The sequence below is a fragment of the Micropruina sp. genome, from assembly GCF_047602085.1.
Lineage (GTDB): Bacteria > Actinomycetota > Actinomycetes > Propionibacteriales > Propionibacteriaceae > Micropruina.
This window is the reverse complement of the sequence record NZ_JASGID010000002.1, coordinates 566,639-582,026: the sequence shown is the minus strand read 5'-3', so window position 1 is coordinate 582,026 and position 15,388 is coordinate 566,639. Positions and strand designations below refer to the sequence as shown.

Here is a 15,388-nt window from a genome sequence, read left to right as displayed (position 1 = left end):
CTTGCGCGACCCAGTGGACTCTGCTGTGATCAAGATCAGCGCACTCCAGCACGAGACCCCCAGGAGCACCAGCGTGTACCTGACCACGGACCAGAGCGTGGCCACCCAGACCAAGGTCGCCAACTACGCCTACGACACCTACCTCGGGCAGGCGTACAACTACCTGTTCATCAGCAACAAGCTGCCCGACGGCTTCACGATCAAGACCTCGACGAACATCACCTACAACCTCAACCCGGCCGATCGCACGAACTGCAGCGAGCTGGTGTGGGGCGCTTACAAGAAGAAGTCAGGGCTCGATCTGGACGGCTCGACCGGCGGGGCGGGCGATGTGCTCGCGGCCTACCCGTGGGATATCGACAAAAGTTCGCACACCACCCGTTACACCCCGTGAGGGCACGCTGGACGGCGCTGCTGGCCGCGGTGAGCGCCCTGGCCTTGCTGGCGTCGGGCTGCACAACCCATTCGGACGTGCCCGAAGCCACCGCTGTGGGGTCGGCCGACCTGGCCGTCTACATCACCGAGTTCACCAACGGCGTCCCGGCGAGCGGCCGGGTCGTGCTCTATGACCACACCGGCCCGATCGCCATGGTGAACAACTCCGGAATCCGAGTACCCGACATGATCTGGGACCAACACGGCCTGTTCTTCCTCGACATGACCACCACCTACCAACTCTCCGATCACCTCGAGCAGCAGGTGCGCGAACAACGCAACGGCAGACCCGACGACACCCTGGTCTCAATGACCGGCAACGGCAACGGCAGCCGACTGGTGCTATTCAACGACGGCCTATGGGACGGCCACAACCACTTCGGAATCGGACTGTTCGACGGCACCCACGAGACATCACACGCAGTACTGCTCGACAGCCTCGGCGGCGCCGTCTCCTGGTGCGCCAACTCATTCTGGCTAGCAACCGAACTGGGTGGTGGCGATATGCGGGATCGGTCGGCGTTCTTCCGACTGACCAACGGGCCCATCGCCGCGCCCCAACAACTCGGAACGACACGAACCGGCGTGACCCTCGACAGCCGCAACACCCCATGCCACAGCGATCGAATCATCACCCTGACATACCCCACAGCAGCCGACAATCAACCCTTGGAAATCTGGCAGACCCAACTCAGCGACGGCTCCGTGACCCGCACCCCACTCATCGACCAACACCACAAACCCATCCGACTCCCCCTCAACGCCCACCGCAGCTCATCCACAGCCCCCCGCTGGCTCGACGGCAACACCCTGGTCTGGATCGACAACCTCGGCGTCGCCCATCGCTCCGACCTCACCACCGGAATCACCACCACCATCCGCGACGGCATGATCGCCAACGTCGCACCCACCCGCAACTGGGTCCGCACCGGCAACTGGCTCGTCGCCTACGAACCCCTCCCCGACCGCACCGGAACCCTCCACATCTACTCCATCGACAACAACCTCACCCAGGTCGAAACCCGCACCCTGCCCAAACTCGCCGACCTCACCCCCTCAGACCAACGCGTCATGGCCATCGCCATCAGCCCAACCTTCACACCCCACAACCCCTGACTTCAGGGCGAGGCGCGCCACTACCGGGCAGGGCCCGTACTGCGCCGCACGACCAACCGCACCGGCAGTAGCACGTCGGCCGGTTCGGCCACCGCAGCATCGGACCGGTGCGCGATCGCTTGGCGCAAGAGCCGGGCTGCCGTGCGGCCCTTGACGTCCACGTCCTGGGCCACGGTGGTGAGGCCCAGGCCGGAGGCCACCGGGTGGTCGTCGAAACCGACCACCGACATCTCGCCGGGCACGTCGAGACCCAGGTCGGACGCTACCGCGAGGGTCTGCGCCGCCACCAGGTCAGAGACGCAGAGCACCGCCGTGGGTGCCACCCGACGCAACAGGTCGGCGATCGTCGCGGCGTTGTCGGCGAACGGCTGCACGAAGCCGACCACCGGCTTGATGCCGCCGAGACCGGCCAGCCAACCGGCCAGACGCTCGTCGAGCGGCTGCTCGCTCTTTCGTTGCGACCCGGCGCTGGCCAGCAGCAGCACCCGGCTGTGACCCAGAGCCACCAGGTGCTCGGCGGCTGCCCGGGCTCCCCCACGGTCGTCGATCGTGACGTTGGGGCCGTCCGGCCACACCATCTCGACGCCGACCACGGGCACCCCCCGCCCGCGCAGCCACAGCATGGCGTCAGCCTCGGGCGACGACGAGTACGCGACAGCACCGTCCATCGGCACATCGTGCGCGGGCACGGTGGGAGGCAGCAGGGTGAGCGCCAATCCGTCCGCGGCCAGTTCGTCGGCCAGCCCGCCGAGAAAGCGGGCGGTGACGGCGTCCGAGAGGGCCAGTCTCAGCGGCTGCGTCCACAACACCCCGATCGCGCCGGACGTGCCGGTGGCTAGCGAACGGGCAGCCGGGTCGGGGCCGTGGTAGCCGAGGGCGACAGCCTGCGCCAGAATACGGTCGCGCAGCTCTGCCGATAGCTGATCGGGGCGCGAGAAGGCGTTTGACACGGTCATGCGGCTAACCCCGACGCGATCGGCGATCGCTTGCAGCGTGACCTTGGCCATGACCCCTCCGACGACTTGTGCGACGCTCCGGCTTGCACTAACTTTACCGGTACAGACTATACCGGTAAAGGGGAACGATGGACGGGCGGAACGCTGGTAACGACTGGTGGCGGCATGCGGTGGTGTACCAGATTTATCCGCGCAGCTTCGCCGACGCCAACGGCGACGGAGTGGGCGACGTGGCGGGCATCCGCAGCAAGATTCCGTATCTGGCGGCGCTCGGCGTCGACGCCATCTGGATCAGCCCCTGGTACCCCTCGCCGATGAAGGACGCCGGCTACGACGTCAGCGACTACCGCGACATCGAGCCCATCTTCGGCACCCTGGCCGAAGCCGACGAGCTGATCGCCGAGGCCCATGCCGCCGGCATCAAGGTGATCATCGACATCGTGCCCAACCACACCTCAGACCAGCACGTGCTGTTTCAGCAGGCCCTGGCCGCGGCTCCCGGCGCCCCCGAGCGCGAGCTGTTCGTCTTTCGCGACGGCCGGGGCGAGGTCGGCGAGCTGCCCCCCAACGACTGGCAGAGCACCTTCGGCGGCCCGGCCTGGACCAGGGTTCCGGACGGCCAGTGGTATCTGCACCTGTTCACCCCCGAACAGCCCGACGTGAACTGGCAGCACCCGGCCATCAGGGCCGAGTTCGAGCAGACCCTGCGGTTCTGGTTCGACCGCGGCATCGACGGCTTTCGCATCGACGTGGCGCACGGTCTCGAGAAGGACTGGAACCTGCCCGACCTCAACGGCCTGCTCTTCCCGCTCGACGAGGGCGCCGAGCACGAGCACCCGCACTGGGACCAGCCGGCAGTGCACGACGTCTTTCGGCAGTGGCGCGCGATCGCCAACGAGTACACCCCCGCCCGCGCCTTCTGCGGCGAGATCTGGGTCGGCCGGCCACACCGGCTGGCTGCCTACCTGCGCGCCGACGAACTGCACACCGCGTTCAACTTCGAGTTTCTGCAGGCCGCCTGGCTGCCGGAACGGTTGCGCGGCGTGATCGAGGCGACGCTGGCCAACCACGCCGCCGTCGGCGCCCCGCCCACCTGGGTGCTCGGCAACCACGACGTGCTGCGTCCGGTGTCGCGCTACGCCCGCGAGCAGACCGCCCTGGCGCCCGACGCCCACAACCTGGTGAACTTTCAGCACCTGAGCGCCGACATCGACCTGGGCCGCCGCCGCGCCCGGGCCGCCGCACTGCTGATGTTCGGCCTGCCGGGAAGCTCGTACGTCTACGAGGGCGAAGAGCTGGGGCTGCCCGAAGCCGAAGACATTCCGGCCGACGCGCTGCAAGACCCGATCTGGACCATGTCGGGCCACACCGACAAGGGTCGTGACGGCTGCCGGGTGCCACTGCCGTGGACCGCGCAGGGCCATTCCTACGGCTTCTCGCCCGAGGGGGGCGCGCAGCCGTGGCTGCCGCAGCCCTCGGACTGGGCGCCGCTGGCCGCCGACACCCAGGACGGCCAGCCCGGCTCGACGCTGGAGCTGTACCGGGCTGCCCTGCACCTGCGCCGGGCTCTGCCCGAGCTGGGTGACGGTGAACTGACCTGGCTGGACGCCCCGGCGCAGGTGCTGGCCTACGCCCGTCCGTCGGCGGACGGCACCCGGTTCGAGAGCTGGACCAACTTCGGCACCGAGTCCGTAGCACTGCCCGCGGGCGAGGTGCTGCTGACCTCGGGCGACCTGGTCGACGGGCTGCTGCCGAGCGACACAACGGCCTGGCTCAAGGCCTGATCGTCGCCCTCTGGGGAAGCGCCGAGCAACGCGCCCACCGCCGGTTGAGCCTGTCGAAACCCCTAGCCCCAGCGCCTTATTTGAGGTCTCGACAAGCTCGACCAGCGAAGCAGCAGCGCTGCCCCGGAAGATCTGGCACAACGCGTGTATCAGGACCAGACAGGCCTGCACCTAGTCGTTGAAGTCGCTGATCCCGAGGGTGCGGGGGACGAATCGGCGCTGCGACTTGCGGGGGGAGCGCATGGTGCGCGACGCACCGGCGGCCGGGACCTTTCGGGGGACAGGGGCGGCCAGCCGGGCGTCGCGCACTGCGCCGCGTCATCGGGCAGAATCGAACCGTGCCCCAGCGTCAGGATCGTCCGATCGTCACCATTCGCTACTGCGTGGGGTGCCGCTGGCTGCTGCGTGCGCAGTGGTACCAGGGCGAGCTGCTGCAGACCTTCACCGACGTGCTGGGCGGGGTGCTGCTGGTGCCGAGCAGCGGTGCGATGTTCCGCGTCGAGGTGGGTGAGGTCACGGTGTGGAACCGCAAGACCGACGGCGGCTTTCCCGACATCACCGTGCTGAAGCGCCTGGTGCGCGACCTGGTGGCGCCGACGATGAGCCTCGGTCATTCCGAGGCCGCGCAGCCGGCCCCGTAGCGAACAGCCGCTGGTTGACCTACGTCGAAACCCATGGGCCAAACGGCATATCCGAGGTCTCGACAGGCTCGACCAGCGAAAATCCAGCGTCTGCCTCAGGCACGTTCGCAACCTCGGCCACGGCGATCCCGAGAGCCAGTTCAAGCGCCCGCACCGAGCTCGCCAGTTCATCGCCAGCCGGGGCACCGCTGCCTGCGAACAGCGTGACGGGCAGCACCCGGCGCCGGGCCGTGCCGGCCAATCGCCAGTGGGCGCGCAACCGATCGTCCAGCAGCACCGGGGAAAGCAGCAGCCCGTTGCTCTGCTTCCACAGCACCTCGTAGTGGTCGGGGTCGACGAACCGGGCCCACCCGGCCCAGCAACCCCACCACATCGCCCGGTTCGACGCCGAGGGGGAGCTGCCGCGCGAGGAGTGGGCGCCCGACGACGACATGCACGGCCAGGTCGCTCCAGTTCAGCATGGCGCCAGCGCAGAACCGGTGCCAGCGGGCATGGCCATTTCACCCGTCCCGACGCGCGATCTGCCCCCCACCGTGGCGTGGCGAGCACCGCCCTACACTGCTGTTCACCACCGCCCCGACCGTTCGCGGCACCCCCATCCGCGGCCGGCGCACACGTTCGAGGAGCCCCATGAAGGTTGCAATCCCCACTGAGGTCAAGAACCACGAATACCGCGTCGCCATCACGTCGGTGGGGGTGAACGAGCTGGTTCGCCGCGGGCACCAGGTGTTCGTGCAGTCCGGGGCCGGCCGCGGCTCGTCCATCACCGACGACGAGTACACCGCCCAGGGCGCGACGATTCTGCCCGATGCCGACGCCACCTGGGCGGCCGGCGAGCTGGTGATGAAGGTGAAGGAGCCGATCGCGAGCGAGTACGGCTATCTGCGCGACGACCTGCTGCTGTTCACTTATCTGCACCTGGCCGCCGACCGGCCGCTGACCGAGGCACTGCTGAACGCGGGCACCACGGCGCTGGCCTACGAGACCGTCCAGCTACCCAGCGGCATGCTGCCGCTGCTGTACCCGATGTCTGAGGTGGCCGGCTGCCTGGCCCCGCAGGTGGGTGCGCACGCCATGATGAAGGCCGAGGGTGGGCGCGGCGTGCTGATGGGTGCCGTCGGCGGCGTGCCGAACGCCAAGGTCGTTGTGCTCGGCGGCGGCGTGGCCGGCCAGAACGCGGCCAACATCGCCTTGGGCATGGGCGCCAACGTGACGATTCTCGACACCGACCTGGAGAAGCTGCGGATGACCTTCTGGCGCTTCGACAACCGCATTCAAGGCATCGCGTCGACGGCACTGAGCGTGCGCGAGCAGGTGCTGAGCGCCGATCTGGTGATCGGCACGGTGCTGATTCCCGGCGCGAAGGCGCCCAAGCTGGTGACCAATGACCTGGTGGCCGAGATGAAGCCGGGCTCGGTGCTGGTCGACGTCGCCATCGACCAGGGCGGCTGCTTCGAAGATTCACACCCCACCACCCACGCCGACCCCACCTTCACGGTGCACAACTCGGTGTTCTACTGCGTGGCGAATATGCCGGGCGCAGTGCCGAACACCTCCACCTGGGGTCTGACCAACGCCACACTCCCCTACGCCGCGCAACTGGCCGGCAAGGGCTGGCGACAGGCCTGCGCGGAGTCGCCGGCGCTGGCCCTGGGGCTGAACACGGTGGAGGGCGCGGTCACCTGCAAGGGCGTCACGGACGCCTTCGGCGACCTGCCGTCAGCGACGCCGGGTGACGCGCTGGGCTGACCGCGGCCGGCTTCAGCAGTCGAAGACCGACCAGCAGAGTTCGTTACGCAACCGCTGGTCGTCGAGCACCAATTCGCGGATCGCGTCCGGCAACTGATCGTGTTGCCACCGGCATTCGAGGCCTCCGGCGGCCTCGCCCCCGCCCACCGGAGCAGCGTCTCGCACCGCCCTGATCGCGTAGGCGGCGGCGCCGAGCTCATGCGCTGCGACATGGGCGACGACCGCGGCCTGGCCGGCCGCGTAGGCGGCATTGCGGGCCGCTCCGCGCAGGTCACGGGCGGCACCCATCGCGTGGCCTCCCGCCGCACGCGCCCGCATCATCGTCACCTCGCCGCGCGCCCAGGCCCGAGCGTGCTCGATCGCCTGCCGCGGTCGCACGTCGTCCGGCCGGGCTGCCTCGAACAGCGGCAGCACGTGCTCGGCACACGACGCCGCCCACAACGCCAGCAAATGATGGTCCGGGTCGGTCAGGGTGCCCCCACGACGCACCGTGATGAAACGTGGGTCACGCACCTGCGGCAGGATCATGCGGCCCCTCGGCGCCCGTCAGACGTCCGCCCGGTGAAAGTTCTGAAAGCTCCGGCTCGCCGTCGGCCCCCGCTGGCCCTGGTAGTGCGAGCCGTAGACGGCCGACCCGTAGGGGTTCTGCGACGGGCTGGAGAGCTGAAAGAACGCCAACTGACCGATCTTCATGCCCGGCCACAGCATGATCGGCAACGTTGCCACGTTCGACAGCTCCAAGGTGACGTGGCCGCTGAAACCGGGGTCGACGAAACCTGCGGTGGCGTGGGTGAGCAGGCCGAGGCGTCCGAGGCTCGACTTGCCCTCGACCCGGGCGGCCAGATCGTCGGGCAACGTGATCGTCTCGAACGTGCTGCCCAGCACGAACTCGCCCGGGTGCAACACGAACCCCTCGGCGGGGTCGACCTCAACCAGGCGGGTCAGGTCGGGCTGGTCCTGGGCGGGGTCGATCACCGGGTATTTGTGGTTGTCGAACAGCCGAAAGTACTTGTCGAGCCGCACGTCGACGCTGCCCGGCTGAATCATGGCCGGGTCCCACGGCTCGAACTCCACGCGTCCGGCGTCGATCTGGGCGCGAATGTCGCGGTCGGAAAGCAGCACGCAGCGAGGCTATCGTGCCGAGGCCATCGGGCAGCAGTTGTTTGCGGCAGCCGGGGCCCTTGTGACGTGCCCGCCGAGAAACGCGCGTATTGATCGATGCACTCGCAGCGGTTCCCTCGTGACGCGCAGAGATGAGCGTTATGGCGTACCCGAAGCCGGGGCATAACGCTCATCTCTCCGCAGGCGGTTCCCTGGGCGGCACGAGCCATCCTGAAAACGCGCGTTTCGCCGCGAACACCTCGGCTGCCGGGGCAGGCACCCGGCCAAATCACCCGACCGCTACAGTGAAGACCAACCGCAGCCCAGGAGGTCAGCATGCCCGACGCCAGCGATCCCAACGCCGACACCAAGGCCGCCTTCGCTGCGGCGCTGGAGCGCAAGAAGCAGGCCCAGCACTCCGGAACCGACCACACCGACGCCGCCCGGGGCAGCGCCAAGAACACCCACGCGCAGGGCGGCAAGCGGCAATTCCGCCGCAAGTCGGGTGGCTGAAGAAGCGCTCGCCCACGCAACCCACCGCTGATTGAGCCTGTCGAAACCCCCCGTGCGTGCACTCTATTCGAGGTCTCGACAAGCTCGACCGACGACAATCGGGGTTCAGGCAGCCGGGTCGCCCACCACGTAGAGCATCACGATCTTGGCCGCCTTGTTCTCGGCGACGCTCACCGCCGGCGGAAACGAGAAGTCGAACTGGTTCACCACCGCTCCGAAGCGCCAATTCTTCTTCTTCACCTTCTTGAACGCCTTCAAGAAGGTGCGCGAGAAGTTCTCGTGCCTGGTCAGGTAGTGCCCGATGTGCTCGGGCACCTGGTCGTCCATGGCCGCGGCGAGCGCGGTGATGAAACCCAGCGCGCTGCGGTGGTCGGCCTTCCAGGCCGCTGCGTAGAGCTGCTGCCGCTGCTGTGAGGTCGACCAGTTGTTCCAGCGCAGCACGAAGCTGGTCACGCTTTCGCTGGCGTCGTCCTCAATGCCGCTCTTGGGCATGTACTCACTCCTTCTCGGTGAATCGCACCCAGGCGGGCGCAAAACTGTGCGCGACCGACGTCGCCCGGCGGCGGTGCCGCTCACCGGCCGCGGCGTCGCCCTGCAGCACGAACAGCCGCGCCAGGTAGGCGTCGGCCGGGCCGGCACCCGCCGAGCCGCCGATCGGAATCCAGCAGCCCTGGAGCACCTGCAACTGGGCGGCCAGTTCGGCACCCAGGTGCGCCTCCGGCGCCTGGTCGGCGCAGGCCACGACCAGCAGGGCGGCCCCCGATCCGGCACGGAAGGTGCCGCGGACGTTCGTCCACAACTGCGCCAGATACGCCTGCGGCACCGGCGCCCCCGCCGCCGCCGCGATGGCTGCGCCGGCAATCTGGTACAGCGGGTCGGCGTTCGACATGTCGTCGGAAAGATCGGCCATCTCGGTGGCCAGGTCGGCCAGCACGCCCTCGCGCAGGGCGTCGCTCAACTGCCGCTCGTGCAGGGCCACCTGCACTGTCTCGGGGTCGACCCCGTGCTGCAGGGCCGCGGCCCGCTGGGCATGCCGGACGGCCAGCGCGGTGCGTCCGCCCAAGGTGGCGAGCAGTTCGGAGCGTCCGGCCGCCCACCACTGGTGCAGCACCGACCCGGCGGCTTGCGCCCGCTGGGCATAGGTCTGGGCCGCCGCCGCTGCTGCCAGCCGGTCGGCCAATTCGAAGTGGGCGTTGACCACCAGCCGCAACGCCTCGAGTTCGGCCTCGGCACTGTGCACCCGGGCGGCCTTGACGGCGATCTGCTGGGCCAGGTCGAGCCGCTGCGCGGGCGGGCGTCCGGCGGGCCAGGTGAGCGAATGCAGGGCGCGCAGGGCGTCCAGCGCAACGGCCGGGTCGGCTCCGGCGGCCTGCTGGCGCAACTCGGGCTCGACGTCGCCCAGCCGGGCCAGCATGGTCGGGTCTCCGGCCTTGCCGGCCCGCAGATAGCCCTCGATCAACCGGACCCGCCACGCGCCCTGCTCGCGGGGCAGCCAGTCGAGCGCCTCGCTGATCAGCAGCTGGGCGCGGCGGGCGTCCGCGCCCAGCGGCACCCAGGGGCTGGCCACGGCCAGCGCCGCCTGGGCGAACAGGATGGGTTCGCCGGCGCGCCGGGCAGCCACAGCCACCTCGCCGGCACGCACCATGGCCTGCTCGATATGCCCGCCCAGGCTGAGCGCGTTGACGGCCTCGAGTTCCCAGGGCAGCCAGACCGCGGGCGACTGCTCGGCCCGGCGGGCCAGTTCGACCGCCCGGGCATAGCCCTCGGCGGCGGCCAGCGGGTCGCCGTCGCCGAGCAGCAGGGCGGCCCGCTGCGCGTCCTTCCGGGCCGACCGGGCCAGCGAGTCATGGTCGGCCAGCGGCAGCGGCGCATCGAGACGTGGGTTCTGGTTCAGCACGTCGGCCTCGAGCCGGCGGAAGCCGCGGCTGGCGTCCAGGCCGTACTCGTCGGCGAAGCGAGCGGTGAAGGCGCGGCACTCCTCGAGAGCGGCGATCGGGTCGCCGCTGCGGTAGAGGGCGAGCACCAGGCTGGCGGCCAGCGACTCCGACTCGGGAAACTCCGCCGTCCAACGGCGCAGGTCGGCCACCACGGTGACGTGCCGGCCCGCTGCTAGTTCGACCTCGGCGAGTTCGGTGAGCAGTTCGGCCCGGCGGCGCTCCAGGTAGCTGCGCATCATCGCGACCGTCTCGATGCCGTCGATGCCGTCGAACGGCACCCCGCCCCACTGCGCCAGGGCCGCGCGCAGCAAATCCGCCGCGGTGGCCGGGTCGGCGCCGGCGATCTCGCGGGCCCGGCCCATCGTGTTCTCGAAGCGTGACGCGTCGAGTTCGTCCGGGGCGACCGTGAGCCGGTAGCCGCCTGATCCGGTGACCAGCCGACCGGCCTGCCGCTCGCCGAGCGCGGCGCGCAACCGGTCGACATGCACCCGGATCGCGGTGCTGGCGGTGCGGGGCGGTTCACCGCGCCACACCCGGTCGAGCAGGGCGTCCAGGCTGACCGAACGATTGGCCTCGGCCAACAGCACCGCCAGCACCGTGGTCTCCATCGGGCGCAGCCGCTGCGGCTCGCCGTCCACGAGCACACTCACGCGGCCCAGCACGCGGAAGTCGACCGCTGCCATTGCGCCTCCGGGGGAAGAGGGTGTGTTGATCGCACCCTAACCAACCCGCGGCACTCGCGGCAGTGCTACTGACAAGGGCTGACACAACCGGACTCCTGATCGCTGAACGCAACCAGAGTCGTCCGGGGCCGTAAACGCGCGATAAACGACCTGGGGACAGACCCGTGAACCATGCGGAACCGTCCCCTGAACCAAGCGGAACCGTCCCCGTGGTTCAGGGGACGGTTCCGCATGATTCACAACTCGTCGAGGTGCCGCGGACGACCCATCCGGTTCCACAGGTGGCCACCGGCCAGCAGTGCGGCCAGCCCGGTGGCGATCGCACCCACCAGTAGCGTCCAGCGCGGGCCCCAGGCGTCGCCCACCCAGCCGATCAGCGGAGCGCCCAGCGGCGTGCCGCCGGTGAAGATCGCCATGTAGAGGCTCATCACCCGCCCCCGCATGGCCGGGTCGGTGCTGAGTTGCACCGTGGTGTTGGCGGCCGTCATCACGGTCAGCGAACTCAGCCCGACCGGCACCAGTAACACCGCGTAGACCCAATAGCTGGGCGCGAACGCCAGCAGCGTAGTGATCACCGCGAAACCAGCCAGCGAGCCGACCAACAGCCGCAGCCTGGGACGTCCTCGGCGCGCAGCCAACAGGGCCGCCGCCAGGGTTCCCGACGCCATCACCGACCCCAGCAGGCCGTACCCCTCGGGGCCGACGCCGAACACCTGAGTGGCCATCAATGCGTTGGTGATCTGGAAATTCAGCCCGAAGGTGCCGAGCATGAAGACGCAGAACAGGATCAGTTGCAGGTCGGGACGCCCGCGCACGTAGCGGAGTCCCTCACGAATCGCCCCGCGGCCCCGCCGCACCGGTGCCGGGTGCAGGGCTGCCGGCTTCATCAACACCAACCCCAGCAGCACCGCCACGAAGCTGAGCGTGTTCACCGCGAACACCGGCCAGATACCCACCCAGCCGATCATCACCCCGGCGATCGCCGGGCCGAGCAACCGGGCACCGTTGAACGACGCGCTGTTCAGCCCCACCGCATTGGCCAGCAGGTGGTCGGGCACCACCTCGCTGACGAAGGCCTGCCGGGCCGGGGCATCGAAGCCCCACAGCACGCCAGCCAGCACGGCGCTGACGTAGACGTGCCACAGTTGCACCGTGCCGCTGGCCACCAGGGCCGTCAGCGCCGCGAAGATCAGCCCGGTGCCGGCCTGGGTGACCATCATGATGTGCCGCTTGCCGAACCGGTCGGCCACCGCCCCCGCCAGTGGCGAGATCAACACGCCGGGCGCGAACTGAAGGGCGGTCACGTAGCCCAGCGCGGTCGCCGAGTTGTCGGTGAGCACCGTGAGCACCAGCCAGTCCTGGGCCACCCGGGCCATCCAGGTGCCGACATTGCTGGTCAGCGACCCGAGAAACAGCAACCGGTAGTTGGGCACCCGCAGCGAGGCGAAGGTGTGGACGGGCCCGAGGGCGACAGCTTCACTGTCGGTCTCGCTCATCGTTGCCGGCCCGCGGTCATCGGCACCATCGTAGGCCGGGCGATCCTTCGGTGACGACATCGCTTCCGACGGTCAGGAGGGGGGTACCCCCCGGCTCCCTCCTGACCGCCGGACGCTCCCGCGCGGTACGCCGGCTCCCGTCGGCCGCCGTGGCCACCGGTTCCGCTTCGGGATTGGTTACAGCATGCAAAGCCGCCGTAAACGACCCGTAAACGCGGCGCTAGGGTTGAGGTCCGGGTGGGGGGGTCCGCCCGGGCAGACGAAGGAGTAGCTGGATGGCAACCAACAGCACCGCGCAGGCGCATTGGGAAGGCAGCCTCATCGAGGGTGCCGGCAAGGTCGAACTGGTCACCTCACAACTGGGCGAGTTCGAGCTGAAGTGGGCCAAGCGGGCCGAGGCGTCCGCGGGCGGCACGAACCCCGAAGAGCTGATCGCCGCGGCGCACGCGTCGTGCTACTCGATGGCCCTGTCGCACGCGCTGGCCGGCAACGGCACCCCGGCGGAGTCGATCGACACCACCGCCGTGGTCGGTTTTCAACCCGGCCAGGGCATCACCGGCAGCGACCTCACGGTCAAGGCCAAGGTGCCCGGCCTGACCGCCGACGAGTTTCAGAAGTTCGCCGACGGAGCCAAGACGGGCTGCCCCGTCTCGGCCGCCCTGGCCGGCATTCCGATCACCCTGAGCACCGAATTCGTCCAGTGAGCTGAGGACGTCGGTTGCCCGGGCCCGCTGCCCCGGCGCGGGCCGCTGCGCCATGATGGGCACCATGACGATCCTGCCCGGAGCCGACCCGATCAGCATCGACGGCGGCGACATCGGCGTGCTGCTGTGTCACGGCTACTCGAGCACCCCGCAGTCGATGCGAGGCTGGGCCGAGCACCTCGGCGGCAGTGGGTACACCGTGCGGGTGCCCCTGCTGCCCGGCATGGGCACCCACTGGAAGGATCTCAACGCCACCGGGTGGCACGACTGGTACGGCGAGCTCGAACGCGCCCACGACGAACTGGCCCGGCGCTGCGGCACGGTGTTCGCCGGCGGCCTGTCGATGGGCGGGCTGCTGGCCACCAAGCTGGCCCAGGAACGTCCGGCCCTGGCCGGACTGATCCTGGTGAACCCGATCTTCGCCCACAACAACCCGGCGCTGCTGGCGTTGCCGCTGCTGCGGCACCTGGTGCCGGCGCTGGGCGGCCTGGCCGGCGACATCAAGAAGCCGGGGGTGGTCGAGCTGGCCTACGACCGCAACCCGCTGCACGCCATGTACAGCCAGACCCGGTTGTGGAAGATCGTTGTCGAAGACCTACCGCACCTGAGGTTGCCGGTGCTGCTGCTCACCTCGACCGAGGACCACGTGGTTCCGGCGCTGTCGTGGCGCACCTTTCTCGACCGGGTCGGATCCACCGACGTCACCCACATCGTGCTGCATGACAGCTACCACGTGGCCACCATGGACAACGATGCCGAACTGATCTTCGCCGAGTCGGTGGACTTCATCGAACGGCAGCGGTAAGAGGTTCCGCCGGGAGGGCTGCCAGCCGACTTCGCCCACCGGCGGAACCCCTAAAGAACGGGTGGGCGCACCGCAACCACCGCTGGTTGAGCGTCTCGAAACCTCGGACATGGCTCTCGGCCACGGGGTTTCGGCTGGCTCAACCAGCGGCAAATAAGCGGTGCTGCGCCACGTTCAGGCCGGGGTGGCGTCGATCACCTGCACGTCGAGGACGCTGTCGTGCCCGCGGATCGCGCTCACCAGGGACGGCCGCAGCGAACCCTCGACGTTGATCCGGGCCACCGCCGCCTCACCGCCCTCGAAGACCACGTTCTCCATCTCTTGCACGTTCAGTCCGGCCCGGCTGATTACGTCCAGTGCGGCCGCCAACACCCCCGGACGATCCAGGTGCCGAATCACCACCGTGCAGGTGGCGGGCGTCGCGCGAGCCAGATTGACCACGTTGGGCACCGTTCCGGTCTGGGCGAACACCCGGACGATGCGCACGGCCTCGTCGGCGATCGCCAGTTGGGCCTGTTGCGTGGAGGCCCCGATGTGGTGCGTGCCGTACACTCCGGGCAAATCGACGATCGCCGGGTGAAACTCGCCCCGGCCGCCTGCCGGCTCGTCGGCGAACACGTCCAGGCCGGCTCGAACCCCCTTGTCACGCACCGCTGCCGCGAGTGCCGCCTCGTCGATCACCTCACCTCGTGAGGTGTTGATGAAGTACGCACCGTCGCGCAATTGCGCGAAGAAGTCCGCGTTCAACAGCCCCCTGGTGTGCCCGTTCAGCGCCAGGTGCACGCTCACCACGTCACAGGCCCGCGCCACCTCGGCCGGCGAACCCACCCGGGTCACCCCCAGCTCGGACGCCCGCTGGTCGGTCAGGCTGCGGCTCCACGCCACCACCGGCATGCCGAACGCGTGCGCCCGCGGCACCATTGCCGAGCCGATGCCGCCCAGCCCGATCAGCCCCAGCGTGCGTCCGTACAGGCCGCGCGCCTTGCCGTACTCGGCCTTGTTCCACACCCCGGCGCGCAGGTCGGCCACGTTGTCGGCCACCCGTCGATCGAGGGCGGCGATCAACGCGAACGCCAGTTCGGCCACCGCGATCGAATTCTTGCCGGGGCAGTTCGATACGTAGATGCCCAGTCGCGATGCGGCGGCCACGTCGATGGTGTTGTAACCCGCGCCGGCCCGTACCACCAGCTTGAGCGGAGCCGCGGCCAGCACCGCCGCCGGCACCTTGGTGCTGCGGACGATCAGCACGTCGGGCGCCACTGCGGCCACCTGGTCGACCAGCGCCTGGTCCTTGGCCTGGGGTCGGTAGACCACTTCGCAGCCGGCGTCGGCCAGAGCGTCCAGACCCGACGGTTCGAAAGCATCCGCAACAAGAACTCGCATGAACCCAACCTATTGGGGTCACCAGGTGACGCGCCCGGGTGCGAGCGATATTGATGGGTTGCGGCGCAGTTGATTAGCATGCCTA

Annotated in this window: 16 protein-coding genes; 8 read left to right on the top strand and 8 right to left on the bottom strand. The window is 69.2% G+C overall.

What is annotated here, in order from left to right:
* Window positions 1-73: 73 nt before the first annotated feature.
* Both QM721_RS03465 and QM721_RS03460 read left to right on the top strand, forming a co-directional pair.
* Window positions 74-394, top strand: a complete 321-nt coding sequence (locus tag QM721_RS03465) for a hypothetical protein (protein ID WP_415119019.1) — start codon at window positions 74-76, stop codon at window positions 392-394.
* On the top strand, window positions 391-1,551 hold the full coding sequence (locus QM721_RS03460) for a hypothetical protein (protein WP_415119017.1): 1,161 nt from the start codon (window positions 391-393) through the stop codon (window positions 1,549-1,551). Before QM721_RS03465 ends, QM721_RS03460 begins: the two co-directional genes overlap by 4 nt.
* 20 nt (window positions 1,552-1,571) lie before the next feature.
* Here the strand turns inward: QM721_RS03460 and QM721_RS03455 are convergent, their stop codons facing one another.
* A complete protein-coding gene (locus QM721_RS03455; protein ID WP_415119015.1) occupies window positions 1,572-2,558 on the bottom strand; it encodes a LacI family DNA-binding transcriptional regulator in 987 nt (328 codons plus the stop codon).
* Between the two features lie 77 nt (window positions 2,559-2,635).
* Between QM721_RS03455 and QM721_RS03450 the strand changes: the two genes are divergently transcribed.
* Window positions 2,636-4,291 (top strand): glycoside hydrolase family 13 protein, encoded by a 1,656-nt coding sequence (locus QM721_RS03450; RefSeq protein ID WP_415119013.1) that lies wholly within the window; start codon window positions 2,636-2,638, stop codon window positions 4,289-4,291.
* A 338-nt stretch (window positions 4,292-4,629) separates the two neighbouring features.
* Entirely contained in the window at window positions 4,630-4,932 is a 303-nt protein-coding gene (locus QM721_RS03445; protein WP_415119011.1) for a SelT/SelW/SelH family protein, read from the top strand.
* Between the two features lie 19 nt (window positions 4,933-4,951).
* On the opposite strand, the gene QM721_RS03440 is transcribed toward QM721_RS03445, so the two are convergent.
* Window positions 4,952-5,365, bottom strand: a complete 414-nt coding sequence (locus tag QM721_RS03440; protein ID WP_415119009.1) for a hypothetical protein — start codon at window positions 5,363-5,365, stop codon at window positions 4,952-4,954.
* 197 nt (window positions 5,366-5,562) lie between these two features.
* Here QM721_RS03440 and ald point away from each other — a divergent pair, with 197 nt between their 5' ends.
* Window positions 5,563-6,681: an alanine dehydrogenase gene (gene ald / locus QM721_RS03435; RefSeq protein ID WP_415119007.1), complete on the top strand. Its 1,119-nt coding sequence runs from the start codon at window positions 5,563-5,565 to the stop codon at window positions 6,679-6,681.
* 12 nt (window positions 6,682-6,693) lie between these two features.
* Here ald and QM721_RS03430 read toward each other — a convergent pair whose 3' ends face one another.
* Both QM721_RS03430 and dcd read right to left on the bottom strand, forming a co-directional pair.
* The gene (locus tag QM721_RS03430; protein WP_415119005.1) at window positions 6,694-7,194 is read right to left on the bottom strand and encodes a putative immunity protein; all 501 of its coding nucleotides are present in this window, start codon (window positions 7,192-7,194) and stop codon (window positions 6,694-6,696) included.
* A 33-nt stretch (window positions 7,195-7,227) separates the two neighbouring features.
* Entirely contained in the window at window positions 7,228-7,803 is a 576-nt protein-coding gene (gene dcd, locus QM721_RS03425; protein ID WP_415119003.1) for a dCTP deaminase, read from the bottom strand.
* A 315-nt stretch (window positions 7,804-8,118) separates the two neighbouring features.
* Between dcd and QM721_RS03420 the strand changes: the two genes are divergently transcribed.
* Window positions 8,119-8,295, top strand: a complete 177-nt coding sequence (locus QM721_RS03420; RefSeq protein ID WP_415119001.1) for a DUF5302 family protein — start codon at window positions 8,119-8,121, stop codon at window positions 8,293-8,295.
* Between the two features lie 105 nt (window positions 8,296-8,400).
* Here QM721_RS03420 and QM721_RS03415 read toward each other — a convergent pair whose 3' ends face one another.
* From QM721_RS03415 to QM721_RS03405, 3 genes are all read right to left on the bottom strand, one after another.
* Complete coding sequence (locus QM721_RS03415; protein ID WP_415118999.1) at window positions 8,401-8,787, bottom strand: hypothetical protein; 387 nt, start codon at window positions 8,785-8,787, stop codon at window positions 8,401-8,403.
* 4 nt (window positions 8,788-8,791) lie between these two features.
* Window positions 8,792-10,915, bottom strand: a complete 2,124-nt coding sequence (locus QM721_RS03410; protein ID WP_415118997.1) for a BTAD domain-containing putative transcriptional regulator — start codon at window positions 10,913-10,915, stop codon at window positions 8,792-8,794.
* Window positions 10,916-11,151: 236 nt separating this feature from the next.
* Window positions 11,152-12,471, bottom strand: coding sequence for an MFS transporter (locus QM721_RS03405; RefSeq protein WP_415118995.1), 1,320 nt, complete (start codon window positions 12,469-12,471; stop codon window positions 11,152-11,154).
* 215 nt (window positions 12,472-12,686) lie between these two features.
* Between QM721_RS03405 and QM721_RS03400 the strand changes: the two genes are divergently transcribed.
* Together QM721_RS03400 and QM721_RS03395 are read left to right on the top strand one after the other, a co-directional pair.
* Window positions 12,687-13,115: an OsmC family peroxiredoxin gene (locus tag QM721_RS03400; protein ID WP_415118992.1), complete on the top strand. Its 429-nt coding sequence runs from the start codon at window positions 12,687-12,689 to the stop codon at window positions 13,113-13,115.
* Between the two features lie 64 nt (window positions 13,116-13,179).
* Complete coding sequence (locus tag QM721_RS03395) at window positions 13,180-13,920, top strand: alpha/beta hydrolase (protein ID WP_415118990.1); 741 nt, start codon at window positions 13,180-13,182, stop codon at window positions 13,918-13,920.
* 174 nt (window positions 13,921-14,094) lie between these two features.
* Here the strand turns inward: QM721_RS03395 and QM721_RS03390 are convergent, their stop codons facing one another.
* On the bottom strand, window positions 14,095-15,303 hold the full coding sequence (locus QM721_RS03390; protein WP_415118988.1) for an NAD(P)-dependent oxidoreductase: 1,209 nt from the start codon (window positions 15,301-15,303) through the stop codon (window positions 14,095-14,097).
* Window positions 15,304-15,388: the final 85 nt, after the last annotated feature.